Below are 20,315 nucleotides of genomic sequence, written 5' to 3' on the forward strand. Positions count from 1 at the left end.
ACGTTGTCGCCAGGCATAACCATTTCCGTGCCTTCTGGAAGCGAAACGATACCGGTAACGTCAGTCGTACGGAAGTAGAACTGCGGACGGTAGTTCGTGAAGAACGGCGTATGACGGCCGCCTTCTTCCTTCGTCAGGATGTAGGCTTCTGCCATGAACTTCTTGTGCGGCTTGACCGAACCCGGCTTGCACAGRATCTGGCCACGCTCAACGCCGTCACGGGTAACGCCGCGAACCAGAGCACCGATGTTGTCGCCAGCCTGGCCCTGGTCGAGCAGCTTGCGGAACATTTCAACGCCRGTAACCGTCGTCTTCGACGTCGGACGAATGCCGACGATTTCGACTTCTTCACCAACCTTGACGATACCGCGCTCAACGCGACCCGTCACAACCGTACCACGGCCAGAGATCGAGAACACGTCTTCGATCGGCATCAGGAACGGCTGGTCGATCGGACGCTCAGGCGTCGGGATGTAGGCGTCAACAGCAGCCATCAGCTCGCGGATTGCGTCTTCACCGATCTTCTTGTCGGAATCTTCAAGAGCRGCAAGTGCCGAACCCTTGACGATCGGGATATCGTCGCCCGGGAAGTCGTAGGACGACAGAAGTTCGCGAACTTCCAGTTCGACGAGCTCGAGAAGCTCGGCGTCGTCAACCTGGTCAACCTTGTTGAGGAACACGACGATCGCCGGAACGCCAACCTGGCGAGCAAGCAGGATGTGCTCGCGCGTCTGCGGCATCGGGCCGTCAGCTGCAGAGCAAACCAGGATCGCGCCGTCCATCTGGGCAGCACCGGTGATCATGTTCTTCACGTAGTCGGCGTGGCCGGGGCAGTCGACGTGTGCGTAGTGACGGTTCGGCGTTTCGTATTCGACGTGCGCCGTCGAGATCGTGATGCCGCGAGCCTTTTCTTCAGGAGCAGCGTCGATCTGGTCGTACGCCTTGAACTCGCCGAAATACTTCGTGATCGCAGCAGTCAACGACGTCTTGCCGTGGTCGACGTGACCGATCGTGCCAATGTTGACGTGCGGCTTATTGCGCTCAAACTTGCTCTTTGCCATGTGCGCTGATCACGATGGTGATGCCACGCGATTCCTGACCCTGGATCTGACCGCGACGCGAGTTCAGATCGCCGATCACGTCACCGACGTAATCTTCAGGGGTGACGACTTCGACCTTCATCATCGGCTCGAGAAGCTGTGCACCAGCCTTCTTTGCTGCTTCACGGAAGCAGGCACGCGATGCGATTTCGAACGCCAGAACCGAGGAGTCGACATCGTGGTATGCGCCGTCGATCAGGGTCGCCTTGACGCCCAGCATCGGGAAGCCAGCAAGCGGACCGGAAGACAGAACGCTTTCGATACCCTTCTGAACGCCCGGGATGTATTCCTTCGGAACAGCACCGCCGACGATCTTGGATTCGAACTTGAATTCTTCGCCTTCAGGGTTCGGTTCGAAGATGATCTTCACGCGAGCAAACTGACCGGTACCACCGGACTGCTTCTTGTGCGTGTAGTCTTCTTCGTGCTGACGCGTGATGGTTTCGCGGTAGGCAACCTGCGGAGCACCGACGGTTGCTTCAACCTTGAACTCGCGACGCATACGGTCAACGAGGATGTCGAGGTGAAGTTCGCCCATACCTGCGATGATCGTCTGACCGGATTCTTCATCCGTCTTGACGCGGAACGAAGGATCTTCAGCAGCCAGGCGGTTGAGCGCGAGGCCCATCTTTTCCTGGTCGCCCTTGGTCTTCGGCTCGATGGCGATCTGGATGACCGGCTCGGGGAATTCCATGCGCTCGAGGATAACCGGCTTCAGCGGATCGCAGAGCGTATCGCCAGTGGTGGTTTCCTTGAGGCCAGCCAGAGCAACGATGTCGCCGGCAAAGGCCTCTTCGATGTCTTCACGGCTGTTGGAATGCATCTGCAGCATACGGCCGACGCGCTCGCGCTTGTCCTTGACCGTGTTGATGACCGACGTGCCCTTTTCGAGCTTGCCGGAGTAGATGCGGGCGAAGGTCAGCGAACCGACGAAGGGGTCGTTCATGATCTTGAACGCGAGCATGGAAAGCGGCTCGCTGTCATCGGCATGACGCTCGATTTCGGCTTCGGTCTTGAAGTCGATGCCCTTGATCGCGGGAATGTCCAGCGGCGAAGGCAGGTAGTCGACGACGGCGTCGAGAAGCGGCTGAACGCCCTTGTTCTTGAACGCGGTACCGCAGAACATCGGGTGGAACTTCACGTCGATGGTGCCGCGGCGAACGAGCGAACGGATCTTCTCGTTGTCGGGCATGATGCCGTTCAGGTAGTCTTCCATCGCTTCTTCGTCGATCTCGACAACGGTCTCGATCAGCTTTTCGCGATATTCTTCAGCCTTGGCCTTCATGTCTTCAGGAATTTCGACGACGTCCCACTGAGCGCCGAGCGATTCGTCGCGCCAGATGAGTGCGTTCATCTCGATCAGGTCGATAACGCCCTTGAACTCGGTCTCAGCGCCGATCGGCAGCTGCATGACAACGGCGGTAGCGCCGAGACGGGTTTTGATCATTTCTACCGAGCGGTAGAAGTCAGCACCGGTCTTGTCCATCTTGTTGCAGAAGATCATACGCGGAACGTTGTACTTCTCAGCCTGACGCCAGACGGTTTCCGTCTGCGGCTCTACACCGGCGTTGGCGTCGAGAAGAGCGATGGCACCGTCGAGAACGCGCAGCGAACGCTCGACTTCAATGGTGAAGTCAACGTGGCCGGGGGTGTCGATGATGTTGAAACGGCGCATCTTGCCATCGCGACCCTTCCAGAAGGTCGTGGTCGCAGCGGACGTGATGGTGATACCACGTTCCTGCTCCTGTTCCATCCAGTCCATCGTGGCAGCGCCATCATGAACTTCGCCGATCTTGTGCGACTTACCGGTGTAATAAAGAATACGCTCGGTGGTCGTCGTCTTACCGGCGTCGATATGCGCCATGATACCGAAATTGCGGTAGTCTTCGATTTTATATTCGCGAGCCATAATGGACTGCCTTTCGATATGCGACCGTTTAAGATTACCAGCGGTAATGCGAGAATGCGCGGTTTGCGTCGGCCATCTTGTGCGTGTCTTCACGCTTCTTGACGGCGGAACCGCGGTTGTTCGCAGCGTCCATGAGTTCGCCGGAAAGGCGATCGACCATGGTCGTTTCGTTACGCTTGCGAGCAGCAGTGATCAGCCAGCGGATGGCGAGAGCCTGGCGGCGCTCCGGACGAACGTCGACCGGGACCTGATACGTAGCACCGCCAACGCGACGCGAACGCACTTCAACGTGCGGAGCAACGTTGTCGAGGGCGGAGTGGAACACGCCGAGCGGCTCCTGCTTCGTCTTGCCCTGAACGACGTCGAACGCGCCGTAAACGATGCTTTCCGCGACGGACTTCTTGCCGTGAAGCATGATGGCATTCATGAACTTGGTGACGACCAGATCGCCGAACTTCGGGTCCGGGTTGATCTCACGCTTTTCTGCACTATGGCGACGGGACATATTCTTTGTCTCTCAATGTTATTGACGCTAAACCACGCGGAGAACCTCGCGCAGCGCCTGATTGTTGTTGCCGAAAATTACTTCGGACGCTTCGCACCGTACTTCGAACGGCGCTGCTTGCGGTTCTTGACGCCCTGGGTATCGAGAACACCGCGGATGATGTGGTAACGCACACCCGGCAAGTCCTTTACGCGGCCGCCGCGGATCATGACCACGGAGTGTTCCTGAAGGTTGTGACCTTCACCGGGAATGTAGCCGATGACTTCGAAGCCGTTGGTGAGACGGATCTTGGCAACCTTACGCAGAGCCGAGTTCGGCTTCTTCGGGGTCGTCGTGTAAACGCGGGTGCAAACACCACGCTTCTGCGGGTTTTCCTGAAGTGCAGGAACCTTGTTGCGCTTTACCTGTGCCTGGCGGGGCTTACGGATCAGCTGGTTTACGGTAGGCATATAACCATCCCTTGCAAAAACTACTTTAGCCACCCTCACGGGTGGCGGCTATGCCGTTTCCGGCGACGAAGCACGCATATATCCTCATGCGCAAAACGTGGCCCGATCCGTTTTCACGGATGGACCACCAAGAGCAGAGGACGCCGGATGAGGCGTCTTGCGTGCAACATTCGTGTCTTCTACGTGCAATGAAGCTTCATTTGAGATGATGTCCGGGAAAAACGTTTCCGAACGGCCAGCACAGATAGAGGCTCCGATGGCGGGCGTACTACTGTTTTAGCCAGCTTTCGTCAAGGGCGAATCCGCATTTTGCGCTGGCACCCGAGGCCACAAAGCCTGCGCACAGGCCCTTTGCCCTCTCCTTCTAACATAAGTCACAGCCGGCAACAGCGATTTTGACCTCCGGCCTTTGGCTTTTCACAAAATCCGTCTATTGATTCCCTCAAGCGGGCCGGAGCTGGCACCGCCGCGCGCAAGACCGATTCCGTCCGGCCCGCATACTCCACAACGACATATCAAGGAACCGCGTCATGACCAACCTCCCCGACAACGACAACGGACGCGACGAGCCGATGGTCTTCATCGTCATCGGCAAGGCTTACGAACACGACAATTCCGAAGGCATCGACATCCACGTCATTCTGCGGGCGCCGGACGACGACACCGCCGTACGCGAAACGCTAAACGCGCTTTCGGAGGAGGGTTTCATCGAAGCCGACCTCGACCAGATCGGCATGCTGACTGAAGTTCCGGACGAAGAGCCGCACGCTTCCGCCTATCAGGGCGCCCTGGAGGGCGAAGTCGCGATCATCCGTTTCGCCTGAGGGACCGCCCTCACCGCGACAAATGCGCCGCCACCGATAAAACGGCACCCGCCCACACCAGGGCGGTTGTCTTCCAGGACTTGATGCCAAGGCCGAAATCTTGCGTGCCAGCCACCTTTTGCTGAGAAATACCTTGTTAATTTTCAATATATTAAGTCACTGATAGATTATATACTTTAAATATAATAGTATTATTTGTATTTCCGTTGAAATATACGAAGATCTAAGATTAAAGTGATCCCGACGCATGATTTTGGTGGCGGGTTGGATAATATATCTTCGGCAGACATTATAGATGACATTTACGAGGCAGCACTTTTTCCCGATCGCTGGGCGAACGTGATAGCCGCAATCGGCCAACGGCTCGATTTCTGGGGCGGCGCGCTCACCTGGGGCAAAGGCGAGGATGAAGCATGGCTCTATCCGCCCAATTTCCAGGAGCTCATGCAAGCCTTCATGAAGGGCGGCTGGAACCACCGCAACGATCGCCTCACACGCGCTGTCCGCGAGGGCCAATTTTCCTTCGTGCGTGATTTCGATATCTTTACCCCTGACGAATGGGCGGGGCTGCCAATCGTGCGCGATTTCCTGATGCCGCGTGGACTGGGATATGGGGTGGCAACGCAGGTTGCGCCGCCGGATCATCCCGAAATGACTCTCCTGTTCGAACGCAAGCTCGACAGAGGAATCATTGGTCCGGAAACCATGGCGGCACTTGGCCGGCTGAGGCCGCATATCGCCCGCAGCCTCACCCTCGCAACAGGGCTGCAACGCCAGAAAGCAGATGCCATCACGCTCGGCCTCAACGCCATCGGTGCGCCGGCGGCGGTGCTCCAGGCAAGCGGACGCGTTCTTTCCACAAACACCCTGTTCGAGGCGACCAAAAAGTGTATTTCCACCCGCGCCCGCGACAGGATCTTAATCTTGGACGAGAGAATAAACCGGCTGCTCTACAAGGCGCTCGCCGGCGGCAGTGTCAGTTCCCTACCCTTGCCGACAAGCGGAGACGGGGTGTGCATCCTTCACGTCATACCGCTGCGCAAGGACGCGCTGGATTTATCCCCTAACGGCAGCGCCATCGTGCTGATATCGCAACCATCGGACACCGTTGCCGACGTCACGCCGCTTCTGAAGGGATTATACGATCTCACCAAGGGCGAGGCCCGTGTCGCGCTGGAAATCCTGAAGGGTCTTTCACTTCCCTCCGTGGCAAAGCAACTTCAAATCTCGCACGAAACGGTTCGCAGCAACGCCAAGTCTATCTATGCAAAGACCGGCAGTACGGGCAAGACCGATCTTGTTCGCCGGCTTTCCGTTTTGACGCGCTACACCATCGGTGAGCAGGAAAAACCCCGAGACGGGACTGGCCATATGAAGGACCAGATCTGACATTCTAACCCGACCAAAACAAAAAACGCCCGGATTGCTACGGGCGTTTTTTTACTGAACTTTGGCGGGGCTTCGTAAAGCCCCTGCCCTTGAGCAGACCTTATTCGGCCGGAGCCGGATCCGTCATGTCCTGCAGCATCTGTGTTGCAGAGCCTGCACCCGTACCCTTGCGGCGTTCCTCGAGAATGAGGTCGTCGCGCGAGGTGGCGATGCGGCGGATCTGCGTCATGGTGCCGCCGGTACCGGCCGGGATGAGGCGGCCGACGATGACGTTTTCCTTGAGGCCCTGCAGCGTATCCGTCTTGCCGGCGATCGCAGCTTCCGTGAGAACCTTGGTGGTTTCCTGGAACGATGCGGCCGAGATGAAGGACGGCGTCTGCAGCGATGCCTTGGTGATACCGAGAAGAACCGGATCGCCATAAGCGGGCTTCTTGCCTTCTTCGATCAGGCGGTCGTTGTTGTCGTCAAGCTCGATACGATCGACATTGTCGCCAACGATATAGTGGCTGTCGCCCGCATCGGTGATCTCGACCTTCTGCAGCATCTGGCGAACGATCACCTCGATGTGCTTGTCGTTGATCACAACGCCCTGCAGTCGGTAGACTTCCTGGATTTCGTTCACGAGGTAGGAAGCCAAAGCCTCTACGCCCTTGATTGCCAGAATGTCGTGCGGTGCCGGATTGCCGTCGAGAATGTATTCACCCTTCTCGATGTAGTCGCCTTCCTGAAGATGGAAGGGCTTGCCCTTCGGGATCAGGTATTCGACCGGCTCGACGCCGTCTTCCGCAGGCTCGATCATCACGCGACGCTTGTTCTTGTAGTCGCGACCGAGGCGGATCGTACCATCGATCTCAGCGATGACAGCATGATCCTTCGGACGACGTGCTTCGAACAGTTCGGCAACGCGCGGCAGACCACCGGTGATGTCCTTGGTCTTGGCGCTTTCCAGCGGCGAACGTGCAAGCACGTCACCCTGGAAGACCTTCGAACCAGGCTCAACCGACAGAATCGCGTCCACGGAGAGGTGGAAGCGGGCTTCGCCACCGCGGCTAAGCTTTGCGACAGCGCCGGAAGCATCCTTGATGATGATCGCGGGCTTGAGGTCCGAACCGCGCGGCGTCGAACGCCAGTCAATGACCTGACGCTTGGTGATGCCGGTGGATTCGTCGGTGGCTTCCAGAACGGAAAGACCGTCGACGAGGTCCTCGAAGTGAACGGTACCTTCCACTTCCGTCATCATCGGACGGGTGTAGGGGTCCCACTCTGCAAGACGCTGGCCGCGTTTTACCTTGTCGCCGTCATCAACGAAGATCTTCGAACCATAAGCGACACGCTGCGAGGAACGTTCCACGCCGCGCTCATCGAGAATGGTGACCGACATGTTACGGCCCATTGCGATGAGAACGCCATCGGAGTTCCGCAGGATGTTGCGGTTCTTGATCTGGATCGTGCCTTCATACGAAGCTTCCAGGAACGACTGGTCGACCACGTTTGCCGTACCGCCAAGGTGGAAGGTACGCATGGTGAGCTGCGTGCCCGGTTCACCGATCGACTGTGCGGCGATGACGCCAACGGCTTCGCCCATGTTGACCGGAGTACCGCGAGCAAGGTCACGACCGTAGCAGACGCCGCAAACGCCGACCTGCACTTCGCAGGTCAGTGCCGAGCGGATACGGACGGACTGGATGCCAGCCTTCTCGATGATTGCAACGTCGGCTTCGTCGATCAACGTTCTGGCCTTGACGATGTTCTCGCCAGTTACCGGATTGTCGATGTCATCAAGAGCCGTACGGCCGAGGATACGTGCGCCGAGCGAGGCAACGACCTGACCGGCATCAACGATGGCGGTCATGGTGAGGCCCTTGTCGGTGCCGCAATCCACGGAGTTGACGATGCAATCCTGTGCCACGTCGACGAGACGGCGGGTAAGGTAACCCGAGTTCGCCGTCTTCAAGGCGGTGTCTGCAAGACCCTTACGGGCACCGTGGGTCGAGTTGAAGTACTCGTTAACGGTCAGGCCTTCCTTGAAGTTCGAGATGATCGGCGTCTCGATGATTTCGCCCGAGGGCTTGGCCATCAGGCCGCGCATGCCGCCCAGCTGACGCATCTGGTTCGGTGAACCGCGGGCGCCCGAGTGGCTCATCATGTAGATGGAGTTCATCGGCTTCTGGCGGCCCGTTTCCGGGTCGAATTCCACAGCCTTGATGCGCGCCATCATTTCTTCGGCGACCTTTTCGGTTGCCTTACCCCAGGCGTCGACAACCTTGTTGTACTTTTCGCCCTGGGTGATGAGACCGTCGTTATACTGCTGTTCGTATTCCTTCACCAAGGCTTCGGTGTCACCGACGATCTTAACCTTGCTGTCCGGAATGACCATGTCGTCCTTGCCGAACGAGATACCGGCGCGGCAAGCGTGAGCAAAGCCGAGCTGCATGATCCGGTCGCAGAAGATGACCGTGTCTTTCTGGCCGCAATGACGGTAGACCGTGTCGATCATCTTGGAGATGTTCTTCTTGGTCATTTCCTGATTGCAGACGTCGAACGGCACGTTGACGTTCTTCGGCAGAAGTTCGCCAATCAGCATACGGCCAGGCGTCGTTTCATGGATCTTGGAAACCGGCTTGCCGTCAGCATCCACGGTCTTGAAACGACCACGGATCTTGGCATGCAGCGTCACGACCTTGTTTTCAAGCGCGTGATGCAATTCGCCGATGTCCGAGAAGGCCATGCCTTCGCCGGGCTCATTCTGGTTCATGATCGACAGGTAATACAGGCCGAGAACCATGTCCTGCGAAGGAACGATGATCGGGTGGCCGTTTGCCGGATGCAGGATGTTGTTGGTCGACATCATCAGCACGCGGGCTTCAAGCTGGGCTTCAAGCGACAGCGGCACGTGAACGGCCATCTGGTCGCCGTCGAAGTCGGCGTTGAAAGCCGTGCAGACGAGCGGATGCAGCTGAATGGCCTTGCCTTCAACCAGCATGGGTTCGAAGGCCTGGATACCCAGACGGTGCAGCGTCGGTGCGCGGTTCAGAAGGACCGGATGCTCGCGGATGACCTCGTCGAGGATATCCCAAACTTCAGGCTTTTCCTTTTCAACCAGCTTCTTGGCCTGCTTGACGGTCGAGGAGTAACCCTTGGCGTCGAGGCGGGCATAGATGAACGGCTTGAACAGCTCGAGCGCCATCTTCTTCGGCAGGCCGCACTGGTGCAGCTTCAGTTCCGGACCGGTCACGATGACCGAACGGCCTGAATAGTCGACGCGCTTGCCGAGAAGGTTCTGGCGGAAGCGGCCCTGCTTGCCCTTGAGCATGTCGGAAAGCGACTTCAGCGGACGCTTGTTCGCACCCGTGATGACGCGACCGCGACGGCCGTTATCGAACAGCGCATCGACGGATTCCTGCAACATACGCTTTTCGTTGCGGATGATGATACCAGGCGCGCGAAGCTCGATCAGGCGCTTCAGACGGTTGTTACGGTTGATGACGCGGCGATAGAGATCGTTGAGGTCGGACGTCGCGAAACGGCCACCATCCAGCGGAACCAGCGGACGAAGGTCCGGCGGAATAACCGGAACGACCTTCATGATCATCCATTCCGGACGATTGCCGGATTCCATGAAGTTCTCAACGATCTTGAGACGCTTCATGAACTTCTTTTGCTTGAGATCCGAGGTGGTCTCGGCAAGCTCGGCACGCAGGTCGCCGGCGATCTTTTCGAGGTTCATCGAAGCCAGCATCTCGTAGATGGCTTCAGCGCCGATCATGGCGGTGAACTGGTCTTCGCCGAACTCGTCAACGGCGATCATGTACTCTTCCTCGGACAGAAGCTGGTTCTGCTTCATCGAGGTGAGGCCGGGTTCGGTGACGATGTAGTTCTCGAAATAGAGAACGCGTTCGACATCCTTCAGCGTCATGTCGAGCAAGGTCGAGATACGCGAGGGAAGCGACTTCAGGAACCAGATATGGGCAACGGGCGCTGCGAGCTCGATATGGCCCATGCGCTCACGGCGAACGCGCGACAGCGTAACTTCAACGCCGCACTTTTCGCAGATGATGCCCTTGTACTTCATGCGCTTGTACTTGCCGCACAGGCATTCGTAGTCCTTGATAGGTCCGAAAATGCGCGCGCAGAAGAGACCATCGCGTTCCGGCTTGAACGTACGATAGTTGATGGTTTCCGGCTTCTTGATCTCGCCGTAGGACCACGACAGGATTTTTTCCGGCGAAGCGATCGAAATCCGGATGGAATCGAAATGCTGCGCAGGCACCTGAGGATTGAAAAGATTCATGACCTCTTGGTTCATGCCTTGTCTCCTTGAGAGGCTAGCTGCTGCCCCTGTTTGCATCTGGACCGGCTTCTTCCCGGGTCACCGTCCAGAGCTTTAAATACGGATTAACCGCACAATGCGGCGAAAGTGTCCCGCGGCAACCATTGGTCGCCGGGGAAACGGCAGGCGCCAACACGGCGCCCGCCTCTCTCATCTTTATTCCGCTGCGTCGGGCAGCTGATCCTCGGGCTGGGTCTCGACCTTCGAGTTCTCCAGTTCGACCGAAAGACCGAGCGACCGCATTTCCTTGACGAGAACGTTGAAGCTCTCGGGGATACCGGCCTCAAAGGTATCGTCGCCACGGACGATCGCCTCGTAGACCTTGGTGCGGCCCGCCACGTCGTCCGACTTGACGGTGAGCATTTCCTGCAGCGTGTAAGCCGCGCCGTATGCTTCCAGAGCCCAGACTTCCATTTCCCCGAAGCGCTGTCCGCCGAACTGCGCCTTGCCGCCCAGCGGCTGCTGGGTAACGAGCGAGTAAGGACCGATCGAGCGAGCGTGGATCTTGTCGTCAACAAGGTGGTTCAGCTTGATCATGTACATGTAGCCGACGGTGACCTTGCGGTCGAACGGCTCGCCGGTACGACCGTCATAAAGAACGGACTGACCGGATTCATGCAGACCTGCCTTCTTCAGCATCGCGGCAACGTCGGGTTCATGCGCACCGTCGAATACCGGGGTCGCGATGGAAACACCGCGCTTGGCTTCTTCGGCAAGCTTGACCAGCGATTCGTCGTCGAAGCGCTTTACCTCGTCATGCGATTCACTCGCATAGATTTCGGTAAGCTCCGTGCGAAGCTCGCTGATGTCCATTGTCTTGCGATACTCTTCGAGCATCTCGCCGATCTTCTTGCCCATACCTGCGCATGCCCATGCGAGGTGGGTTTCGAGGATCTGGCCGACGTTCATGCGCGAAGGCACGCCGAGCGGGTTCAAGCAGATGTCGACATGCGTGCCGTCTTCGAGGAACGGCATGTCCTCGACAGGAACGATACGCGAGACGACGCCCTTGTTACCGTGACGGCCGGCCATCTTGTCGCCCGGCTGGATCTTGCGCTTCACAGCGACGAAGACCTTGACCATCTTCATGACGCCAGGAGGCATTTCATCGCCGCGCTGGACCTTCTCGACCTTGTCCATGAAGCGCTGTTCAAGGCGCGACTTGGATTCGTCGTACTGGCCGCGAAGTGCTTCCAGTTCGGACTGGGCCTTCTCGTCTTCGACTGCAAACATCCACCACTGCGAGCGGGGATATTCGGAGACGACGGCGTTGGAAAGCTCGACGCCCTTCTTGAAGCCCTTCGGACCGGCGATGGAAACGTGACCACGCAGCATGTCGATCAGGCGGCCGTAGACGTTACGGTCGAGAATTGCCTGTTCGTCGTCGCGGTCCTTTGCCAGACGTTCGATCTCTTCGCGCTCGATTGCCATCGCGCGCTCGTCCTTCTCCACACCGTGACGGTTGAAGACGCGGACTTCCACAACGGTACCAAACGTGCCCGGAGGCATGCGCATGGAGGTGTCGCGAACGTCGGAAGCCTTTTCACCGAAGATGGCGCGCAGAAGCTTTTCTTCCGGCGTCATCGGGCTTTCGCCCTTCGGCGTGATCTTGCCGACGAGGATATCGCCCGGCTGAACTTCCGCACCGATGTAAACGATACCGGCTTCGTCGAGGTTCTTCAGCGCTTCTTCCGAAACGTTCGGAATGTCGCGTGTGATTTCTTCCGGACCAAGCTTCGTGTCACGCGCCATCACTTCGAATTCTTCGATGTGGATGGAGGTGAACACGTCATCGGAAACGATACGTTCCGACATCAGGATCGAGTCTTCGTAGTTGTAGCCGTTCCAGGGCATGAACGCGACGAGCGCGTTACGGCCAAGAGCCAGATCGCCGAGGTCGGTCGACGGACCATCAGCGATGATGTCACCCTTGGAGATGATGTCACCGACAGCGACCAGCGGACGCTGGTTGACGCAGGTGTTCTGGTTCGAACGCTGGAACTTCTGCAGACGGTAGATATCGACGCCCGACTTGCCGGCATCGAGTTCTTCCGTAGCGCGGATAACGATACGGGTCGCATCCACCTGGTCGACGACACCGCCGCGGCGAGCCGCGATGGCAGCGCCGGAGTCACGGGCGACGATCGGTTCCATGCCTGTGCCGACGAACGGCGCTTCCGCCCGCAGAAGCGGAACGGCCTGACGCTGCATGTTCGAGCCCATGAGAGCGCGGTTGGCGTCGTCGTTTTCCAGGAACGGAATGAGAGCCGCTGCGACCGAAACGAGCTGCTTCGGCGAAACGTCCATCAGGTTAATGTTGTCGCGCGGTGCGAGCATAACTTCGCCCKAGTGACGGCAAACAACGAACTCTTCAGTGAAGGCGCCTTCGCCATCGAGCTCGGCATTGGCCTGTGCGACGTAGTACTTGGCCTCTTCCATAGCGGAGAGGTAGATAACGTCGGTCGTCACCTTGCCGTCGATGATCTTGCGGTACGGGCTTTCGATGAAGCCGTACTTGTTGACGCGGGCAAAGGTGGCAAGCGAGTTGATCAGACCGATGTTCGGGCCTTCCGGCGTTTCGATCGGGCAAATACGGCCGTAGTGGGTCGGATGAACGTCGCGGACTTCGAAGCCGGCGCGCTCACGGGTCAGACCACCCGGTCCAAGAGCCGAAAGACGGCGCTTGTGGGTGATTTCCGAAAGCGGGTTCACCTGGTCCATGAACTGCGACAGCTGCGAGGAACCGAAGAATTCGCGAACGGCGGCAGCTGCCGGCTTCGCATTGATCAGGTCCTGCGGCATCACAGTGTCGATTTCGATCGAGGACATACGTTCCTTGATCGCACGTTCCATGCGCAGAAGGCCGAGGCGGTACTGGTTTTCCATCAGCTCGCCGACCGAACGCACACGGCGGTTGCCGAGGTTGTCGATGTCGTCGATTTCGCCCTTGCCGTCGCGCAGTTCGACCAGCATCTTGACGACAGCGAGGATGTCTTCCTTGCGCAGCGTGCGCACGGTGTCTTCCGCGTCGAGGTCGAGACGCATGTTCATCTTCACGCGGCCAACAGCCGAGAGATCATAACGTTCTGCATCGAAGAACAGCGAGTTGAACATCGCTTCTGCCGAATCCATGGTCGGCGGCTCACCCGGACGCATGACGCGGTAGATATCGAACAGCGCTTCCTGGCGGTTCTGGTTCTTGTCCGCATGCAGCGTGTTGCGGATATAGGCGCCAACATTGACGTGGTCGATGTTGAGGACCGGAATCTCGTCAAAGCCGGACTGAAGAATGAGGCCAAGCGTCTTTTCGTCGATTTCGTCGCCGGCTTCGAGATAGATCTCACCCGTCGAGTAGTTGACGATGTCTTCGGCAAGGAAGTTGCCGTAGAGATCTTCGTCAGTCGCCTTAAGTGCCTTCAGGCCCTTGTCGACGAGCTGGCGGATAAGACGCGGAGTCAGCTTCTTGCCACCTTCGACAACGACTTCGCCGGTGTCGGCGTCGATCATGTCGGTGATGACCTTGGCATTCTTCAGCGTTTCAGGCTGGAACGGAATGCGCCAGCCATCGCCGGAGCGCTCGTAGGAAGCCTTGCTGTAGAACGTCGACAGGATTTCTTCACCATCCATGCCAAGCGCCATCAGGAGCGAGGTCACGGGCAGCTTGCGGCGACGGTCGATACGCGCATAGACGATGTCCTTGGCGTCGAACTCGATGTCGAGCCAGGAACCGCGATACGGGATGACGCGGGCAGCGAACAAAAGCTTGCCGGAAGAATGGCTCTTGCCCTTGTCGTGGTCAAAGAATACGCCCGGCGAACGGTGCATCTGCGAAACGATGACGCGCTCTGTACCGTTGACGATGAACGTGCCGTTATTGGTCATGAGCGGCATGTCGCCCATGTATACGGACTGTTCCTTGATGTCCTTGATGGACTTCGCGCCTGTATCCTCGTCGATATCGAACACGATGAGGCGCAGCGTCACTTTCAGCGGCGCTGCGTAGGTCAGATCGCGCTGACGGCATTCCTCGACGTCAAACTTCGGCGCTTCGAATTCGTAAGACACGAACTCGAGCATGGATGCGCCGGAAAAATCGGTGATCGGGAATACGGATTTGAATACGGCATTCAATCCCTCGTCGGGACGGCCACCCTTGGGCTCGTCAACCATGAGAAACTGGTCATACGAAGCCTTCTGAACCTCGATGAGGTTCGGCATTTCCGCTACTTCTGGAATTTTGCCGAAAAACTTGCGTACGCGCCTGCGACCGTTAAACGAAAGGGTCTGAGCCATCGTCGCTCCTTTAAAATTGCATCCGGGCCTGCAACGGACGGGAACCGATGGCCAGTCGATCCCGTCAAGCAATGGGTGTCATCAATCTCGTTCCACATCCCGGATCGATCAGGCCGGATTGCCTAGATGAGCCGGTTCGGAACCATTCTCTTGAAGAACCCATTACCCAAAAGCCATTTTCACGCGGCTTTTGGGTAATAAGTTTTAAAACGATGACGACGGAAAGGGGCATGAAGCCCCTTCCCGCCAGCAATCGCAAGATTACTTAACGTCGACCTTGGCGCCAGCGTCTTCAAGCTTCTTCTTGAGGTCAGCAGCTTCAGCCTTGGAAACAGCTTCCTTGACAGCCTTCGGAGCGCCTTCAACGAGGTCCTTAGCTTCCTTCAGGCCGAGACCCGTGATAGCGCGGACTTCCTTGATGACGTTGATCTTGTTGGCGCCAGCGTCAACCAGGATCACGTCGAATTCGGTCTTTTCTTCTTCAACGACAGCAGCAGCGCCAGCACCGCCAGCAGCAGCAACAGCTACCGGAGCAGCGGCGGAAACGCCCCACTTTTCTTCGAGAAGCTTCGACAGTTCTGCAGCTTCCAGAACGGTCAGGGTAGAGAGGTCTTCAACGATCTTTGCGAGATCAGCCATTTTGATAGTTCCTTTTGTTCAGTTCGAACCAGTTTGAATAATTACAGCGAAAAACCGCCTTAAGCGGCTTCGTCCTTCTTGGCGTAAGCCGAGAACACCCGTGCAAGCTGGCTTGCAGGTGCTGCGACAACCGTGGCGACGCGAGTTGCCGGGGCGTTGAGTAGGCCCAGCAGCTTTGCGCGCAGCTCGTCCAGCGAAGGCAGGGTCGCAAGCGACTTGACTGCTTCGGCGTTGAGCGTGGTTGCGCCCATGGAACCGCCGAGAACAACGACTTTATCGTTGGTCTTTGCGAAATCCATGACGACTTTCGGAGCAATCATAGGGTCGACGCTGTATGCAATCAGCGTCTGGCCCTTGAAGAGATCTGTCATCCCTTCCGACTCCGTGCCCTGAAGAGCGATCTTGGCCAGGCGGTTCTTCGCGACCTTGACGGTGCCTCCGGCAGCGCGCATTTTCGAACGGAAGTCGTTCATTTGCGCAACGGTGACACCAGCATAGTGGGCCACGACAACCGAACCGGAAGCCTTGAAGACTTYGTTCAGCTCCGTGACGAATTCGCGTTTTTCCGCTCTTTCCACTGTCTGTCTCCAGTAGACGGGGCCACATAAGTGTGAACCCGTCGGGTTTGCCTTTGCCCCAAGGGACCTTTTTACAAAGATCCCGAGCGACGCTCGAGGATCCTGTCCCCCGCTCTGTCGCCGCAAACGGCTTCAGGCACAGGCACACCAGGTTCGAACCGGACAGTCAGGCATCTGCGATGCCTCAAATCCAGCCTCACCCGTCTCATGCAGGTTGAATGATTAAGGCCAAACCCCGAAGGACATGGCCACCCGCAATCTCGGACAGGAGTTCCGGGTTTCCCCGGAAATCTCCGGCTCCCTGAGAGCCGGAAATTCTTTTAATCACGCTCCCCGACAGGGAAGCACGAGAATTGATTAAGCCGTAACCGACGAAGGTTCGATCTTGACGCCCGGACCCATGGTCGAGGAGATGGCAACGCGCTTGACGTAGTTGCCCTTGGCACCCGTCGGCTTTGCCTTGATGACCGCATCGGCGAAAGCCTTGATGTTTTCTTCAAGAGCCTTGGCGTCGAACGAAGCCTTGCCAATACCAGCGTGTACGATACCGGCCTTTTCGACGCGGAACTCAACAGCGCCGCCCTTGGACGCCTTGACGGCGCCGGCAACATCCATCGTCACCGTACCTACCTTCGGGTTCGGCATCATGCCACGCGGGCCGAGTACCTTGCCGAGACGGCCGACGAGCGGCATCATGTCCGGGGTCGCGATGCAACGATCGAAGTCGATCTTGCCGCCCTGAACGATTTCAACCAGCTCTTCTGCGCCAACAACGTCAGCACCAGCAGCCGTGGCTTCATCAGCCTTGGCGCCACGTGCAAAAACGGCGACGCGAACGTCACGGCCCGTGCCGTTCGGCAGGTTGACAACGCCGCGAACCATCTGGTCCGCATGGCGCGGGTCAACGCCGAGGTTCATCGAAACTTCAACGGTTTCGTCGAACTTGGCGACTGCACGTTCCTTGACCATCGAAATGGCGTCGGTGAGAACGTAGAGCTTGTTAGGATCCACACCTTCGCGGATCTTCTGAATACGCTTTGCTACCTTGGCCATGATCAACCTACTACTTCCAGGCCCATGGCGCGGGCAGAGCCCTCAACCATTGCCATTGCGCCTTCGATATCGGCAGCATTCAGATCCTTCATCTTGGCTTCAGCGATCGTCTTGACCTGAGCCTTGGTGATGGAGCCAACCTTGGCGCCCTTACCAGGCGTCTTGGAGCCGGAGGTGATCTTCGCTTCCTTCTTCAGCCAATAGGTCATCGGCGGCTGCTTCATGACGAAGGTGAAGGACTTGTCCTGGTAATAGGTGATGACGACCGGAATCGGCATACCCTTTTCCATTTCCTGCGTGGCGGCATTGAACGCCTTGCAGAATTCCATGATGTTGATGCCGCGCTGACCAAGTGCAGGACCGATCGGCGGGGACGGATTGGCCGACCCTGCCTTCACCTGCAGCTTGAGCTGGCCCATAACTTTCTTAGCCATATCTCTCTGCCTTTCAATTCAAACCGGTTTCCCGGCTTCTCTCTAGCCGGATCGCTCCGGCGGCTGCGGTTGCGTGGTGCGGCGCCCTGCCCCGGCTATGGGAGCCCGTTTGCCTTCCACGCGATTGGGGTTTCACCCCTCCAGTCAGACCTTCTCGACCTGACTGTATTCCAGCTCGACCGGCGTAGCGCGGCCGAAAATCGAAACTTCCACCTTCAGGCGCGAACGCTCTTCGTCGACATCCTGAACAACGCCGTTGAACGACGCGAACGGACCATCGGAAACGCGAACCTGCTCGCCGACCTCGAACGAAACCGAAGACTTCGGACGCTCGACACCTTCCTGAACCTGACCGAGGATACGATCGGCTTCATAATCCGGAATCGGAACAGGCTTATTGTCCGAACCGAGGAAACCGGTCACCTTCGGCGTGTTCTTGATGAGGTGATAGGCCTCATCCGTCAGGTTGGCGCGCACAAGCACGTAACCTGGAAAGAACTTGCGCTCGCTGTCGACCTTGCGGCCACGACGCACCTCGACAACCTTTTCGGTTGGAACGAGGATTTTCTCGAAAAGATGATCAAGACCCTTCTGACGAGCCTTCTCTTCGATCGACTCAGCGACCTTCTTTTCGAAATTCGAATATGCGTGAACGATATACCAGCGCGCTGCCATTTTTATTCTCCGTTCAATCCGTTACCGGCCGACGTTCAGCACGAGGCTAAGCACCCAGCCGATGAGCTGGTCAGCAGCAAAAAAGAACAGAGCCGCAAAAATGACCATCACAAGCACCATAGCCGTCGAAATCATGGTCTCGCGGCGCGACGGCCAAGTGATTTTAGACGCTTCGGCGCGAACCTGCTGCAGAAACGTAAACGGATTGGTTTTGGATGCCATTGACTGCCCACGCAATTACGGCGCGTAAAGCCGAACTAATCAGCCCCACGCACCGCGTGTCTGTTTTGACCTTACATAAACACCGATTCCAGTTTTAACAAGAGGAAATCGACATTCGGCGAAATTCGCCGGAAAACCGGCACCCATCTGCCATGCAGCGAAGACCGCGCTTGCGGATGGAAAGTGGCAGGGGCAGTAAGGCTCGAACTTACGACCTGCGGTTTTGGAGACCGCCGCTCTACCAACTGAGCTATACCCCTTTAACACCTTAGCCGACCACGAAAATCACTTGGCCGCTTCGGTATGCGTTCCCTTTAAGGCGCACGGAAAAGAATGGCAAGCGCTTTTTATTCGCTTTCGGAAGAAACTGTTGACACCCTCCCCGCCACGTTTTTTCCTCGGCCGCTTAACCGGTTACCCCCAAGCCCGTCACCTCAACGAACCCCTTTGCGGCATCCAAATGCGCTGGTTTGATACCTTTCGCAACCGACCTTTAATCTATTACGGCTCAAGCGCACTGCGATCGGACCTGATCAACTGACGCTCCCGATACTTGCGCTTGAAGTGTGCGACGTTGCGCGTCACGGAACGCCGCCATTTACGGACTGTCGCCAGCGAAAAGAATCTGTCGAGTTCTTGCGCCACACCGCGCCAACCACGGCGTTTCTTAAGACCATAATTGCTGCGGCCAAATCCCGAATGGCTGACGCCGGTTTCGGCCAACCACGCCATGATCGCGCCCTGATCCTTATAAAAGATACTAATCTCCGCCTCTGTCCGGAAACCGGCATAACCTTGTGGTAGTTTTTTATAGCAGGACAACCGCTTGACGGTCGGATTGAAGGTGAAGCTATGCCAGACACGATGCGCGGTCGGCGGTATTCGCCAATACCTTAAATCTTCAACTGCCTGCGCCTTACGCCGAATGTCACGGGGAATGTCGTCATCGGTTCTGAGTTGAACGAGCGCCACCTGCGGGTCCCGCTTCAGTATTTCGATGCCCCTGCCGACAACCTTAGAAACAGGAAATGCCCAGTCGTCTTCGAGATGCAGGATGTAAGGGGTTTGCACTTCCGAATATGCCCGGTCGATAGAGCGGTGCTGCCCAATATTGACGCCGTTCAAAATGACGCGGATCGGTTGCTCTGGATACCGCGCCGGAATCGCCCACACCGATTCGTCGTCAGAGTCCTCGATAATGATAAATTCCCGTAGCGGGTAATCATTAGTAGAGAAGAAGCTATCGAGAGTTCCGATGAGAAGATCAGGACGGCGGCAGCTGGTGAGCACAACAGTTAAATCGGACATGAAGTCGTCTCGGAAGAAAACTGGCCGATAAAAACAAGCCAGCCAAGCGATGATTAATATAGTTTCATCTACTTTGAACGAATTACAGGATTATTACGTCACTAATAAAAATATAATTACATAAGAATAAATCATAAATTACAATTATCTTAAATATATCGCATAATATACGGATAAAATAAGTAAAATATTAGAATTTATACTCACATAATAAAAGTATACGAATCTTTCAACTATATAAATTTACAAAAATGGATTTTTACATAAAAAAACGGCGGTGCCGAAGACACCGCCGTTTTAGAACTAGATTTTTAATTCCGGCGAAACCGCCGTCTGTCGAAAATTACTCGACGATAGAAGCGACGATGCCGGCGCCGACGGTACGGCCGCCTTCGCGGATAGCGAAGCGCAGCTTTTCTTCCATCGCGATCGGAACGATCAGCTCGACTTCAACAGTGACGTTGTCGCCAGGCATAACCATTTCCGTGCCTTCTGGAAGCGAAACGATACCGGTAACGTCAGTCGTACGGAAGTAGAACTGCGGACGGTAGTTCGTGAAGAACGGCGTATGACGGCCGCCTTCTTCCTTCGTCAGGATGTAGGCTTC

Annotated in this window: 16 protein-coding genes, 1 tRNA gene and 1 pseudogene; 2 read left to right on the forward strand and 16 right to left on the reverse strand. The window is 56.9% G+C overall.

Annotation, left to right across the window (positions count from 1 at the left end; all coding sequences use genetic code 11):
* The 4 genes and pseudogenes from tuf to rpsL form a co-directional block, all read right to left on the reverse strand.
* A partial coding sequence (gene tuf, locus AC1DCP_RS26030; RefSeq protein ID WP_476774838.1) for an elongation factor Tu occupies window positions 1-1,061 on the reverse strand: 1,061 nt, incomplete at its 3' end.
* 1 nt (window position 1,062) lies between these two features.
* Window positions 1,063-3,009, reverse strand: a pseudogene (gene fusA / locus AC1DCP_RS26035) (elongation factor G); the annotation flags it as partial.
* A 34-nt stretch (window positions 3,010-3,043) separates the two neighbouring features.
* Complete coding sequence (rpsG, locus tag AC1DCP_RS26040) at window positions 3,044-3,514, reverse strand: 30S ribosomal protein S7 (RefSeq protein ID WP_003507761.1); 471 nt, start codon at window positions 3,512-3,514, stop codon at window positions 3,044-3,046.
* Window positions 3,515-3,591: 77 nt separating this feature from the next.
* On the reverse strand, window positions 3,592-3,963 hold the full coding sequence (gene rpsL, locus AC1DCP_RS26045; protein ID WP_003507760.1) for a 30S ribosomal protein S12: 372 nt from the start codon (window positions 3,961-3,963) through the stop codon (window positions 3,592-3,594).
* 530 nt (window positions 3,964-4,493) lie between these two features.
* Between rpsL and AC1DCP_RS26050 the strand changes: the two genes are divergently transcribed.
* Window positions 4,494-4,787 (forward strand): hypothetical protein, encoded by a 294-nt coding sequence (locus AC1DCP_RS26050; RefSeq protein WP_003519341.1) that lies wholly within the window; start codon window positions 4,494-4,496, stop codon window positions 4,785-4,787.
* A gap of 264 nt (window positions 4,788-5,051) precedes the next feature.
* Window positions 5,052-6,176: a helix-turn-helix transcriptional regulator gene (locus AC1DCP_RS26055; protein ID WP_081308418.1), complete on the forward strand. Its 1,125-nt coding sequence runs from the start codon at window positions 5,052-5,054 to the stop codon at window positions 6,174-6,176.
* Window positions 6,177-6,276: 100 nt separating this feature from the next.
* On the opposite strand, the gene rpoC is transcribed toward AC1DCP_RS26055, so the two are convergent.
* From rpoC to AC1DCP_RS26115, 12 genes are all read right to left on the reverse strand, one after another.
* Entirely contained in the window at window positions 6,277-10,482 is a 4,206-nt protein-coding gene (gene rpoC / locus AC1DCP_RS26060; protein WP_003519344.1) for a DNA-directed RNA polymerase subunit beta', read from the reverse strand.
* A gap of 180 nt (window positions 10,483-10,662) precedes the next feature.
* The gene (rpoB, locus tag AC1DCP_RS26065) at window positions 10,663-14,799 is read right to left on the reverse strand and encodes a DNA-directed RNA polymerase subunit beta (protein WP_476774839.1); all 4,137 of its coding nucleotides are present in this window, start codon (window positions 14,797-14,799) and stop codon (window positions 10,663-10,665) included.
* Between the two features lie 64 nt (window positions 14,800-14,863).
* Entirely contained in the window at window positions 14,864-15,031 is a 168-nt protein-coding gene (locus AC1DCP_RS26070) for a hypothetical protein (RefSeq protein WP_153793990.1), read from the reverse strand.
* A 29-nt stretch (window positions 15,032-15,060) separates the two neighbouring features.
* Window positions 15,061-15,438 (reverse strand): 50S ribosomal protein L7/L12, encoded by a 378-nt coding sequence (rplL, locus tag AC1DCP_RS26075; RefSeq protein WP_003519347.1) that lies wholly within the window; start codon window positions 15,436-15,438, stop codon window positions 15,061-15,063.
* A 59-nt stretch (window positions 15,439-15,497) separates the two neighbouring features.
* Entirely contained in the window at window positions 15,498-16,016 is a 519-nt protein-coding gene (gene rplJ / locus AC1DCP_RS26080) for a 50S ribosomal protein L10 (RefSeq protein ID WP_476774840.1), read from the reverse strand.
* A 357-nt stretch (window positions 16,017-16,373) separates the two neighbouring features.
* Complete coding sequence (rplA, locus tag AC1DCP_RS26085; RefSeq protein ID WP_003519350.1) at window positions 16,374-17,069, reverse strand: 50S ribosomal protein L1; 696 nt, start codon at window positions 17,067-17,069, stop codon at window positions 16,374-16,376.
* Between the two features lie 2 nt (window positions 17,070-17,071).
* A complete protein-coding gene (gene rplK / locus AC1DCP_RS26090; RefSeq protein ID WP_003519352.1) occupies window positions 17,072-17,503 on the reverse strand; it encodes a 50S ribosomal protein L11 in 432 nt (143 codons plus the stop codon).
* A 144-nt stretch (window positions 17,504-17,647) separates the two neighbouring features.
* Window positions 17,648-18,178 (reverse strand): transcription termination/antitermination protein NusG, encoded by a 531-nt coding sequence (gene nusG, locus AC1DCP_RS26095; protein ID WP_003519353.1) that lies wholly within the window; start codon window positions 18,176-18,178, stop codon window positions 17,648-17,650.
* Between the two features lie 21 nt (window positions 18,179-18,199).
* A complete protein-coding gene (gene secE / locus AC1DCP_RS26100; RefSeq protein ID WP_003507689.1) occupies window positions 18,200-18,400 on the reverse strand; it encodes a preprotein translocase subunit SecE in 201 nt (66 codons plus the stop codon).
* A gap of 184 nt (window positions 18,401-18,584) precedes the next feature.
* Window positions 18,585-18,660: transfer RNA gene (locus tag AC1DCP_RS26105), tRNA-Trp, on the reverse strand.
* Window positions 18,661-18,901: 241 nt separating this feature from the next.
* Window positions 18,902-19,708 carry a glycosyltransferase family 2 protein gene (locus AC1DCP_RS26110; protein ID WP_065687215.1) on the reverse strand — a complete coding sequence of 269 codons (807 nt, stop codon included), beginning with the start codon at window positions 19,706-19,708 and terminating at the stop codon, window positions 18,902-18,904.
* A gap of 343 nt (window positions 19,709-20,051) precedes the next feature.
* Window positions 20,052-20,315: EF-Tu C-terminal domain-related protein (locus AC1DCP_RS26115; protein WP_476774156.1), on the reverse strand; the 264-nt coding region annotated here is incomplete at its 5' end.

The sequence above is a fragment of the Agrobacterium sp. 10T429 genome (assembly GCF_056393925.1).

Bases quoted from the DNA above. Each gene is read 5' to 3' on its own strand.
- rpsG (WP_003507761.1), bottom strand. From the start codon at position 3,514: ATGTCCCGTCGCCATAGTGCAGAAAAGCGTGAGATCAACCCGGACCCG.
- rpsL (WP_003507760.1), bottom strand. From the start codon at position 3,963: ATGCCTACCGTAAACCAGCTGATCCGTAAGCCCCGCCAGGCACAGGTA.
- AC1DCP_RS26050 (WP_003519341.1), top strand. From the start codon at position 4,494: ATGACCAACCTCCCCGACAACGACAACGGACGCGACGAGCCGATGGTC.
- rpoC (WP_003519344.1), bottom strand. From the start codon at position 10,482: ATGAACCAAGAGGTCATGAATCTTTTCAATCCTCAGGTGCCTGCGCAG.
- AC1DCP_RS26070 (WP_153793990.1), bottom strand. From the start codon at position 15,031: ATGCCCCTTTCCGTCGTCATCGTTTTAAAACTTATTACCCAAAAGCCG.
- rplL (WP_003519347.1), bottom strand. From the start codon at position 15,438: ATGGCTGATCTCGCAAAGATCGTTGAAGACCTCTCTACCCTGACCGTT.
- rplA (WP_003519350.1), bottom strand. From the start codon at position 17,069: ATGGCCAAGGTAGCAAAGCGTATTCAGAAGATCCGCGAAGGTGTGGAT.
- rplK (WP_003519352.1), bottom strand. From the start codon at position 17,503: ATGGCTAAGAAAGTTATGGGCCAGCTCAAGCTGCAGGTGAAGGCAGGG.
- nusG (WP_003519353.1), bottom strand. From the start codon at position 18,178: ATGGCAGCGCGCTGGTATATCGTTCACGCATATTCGAATTTCGAAAAG.
- secE (WP_003507689.1), bottom strand. From the start codon at position 18,400: ATGGCATCCAAAACCAATCCGTTTACGTTTCTGCAGCAGGTTCGCGCC.
- AC1DCP_RS26110 (WP_065687215.1), bottom strand. From the start codon at position 19,708: ATGTCCGATTTAACTGTTGTGCTCACCAGCTGCCGCCGTCCTGATCTT.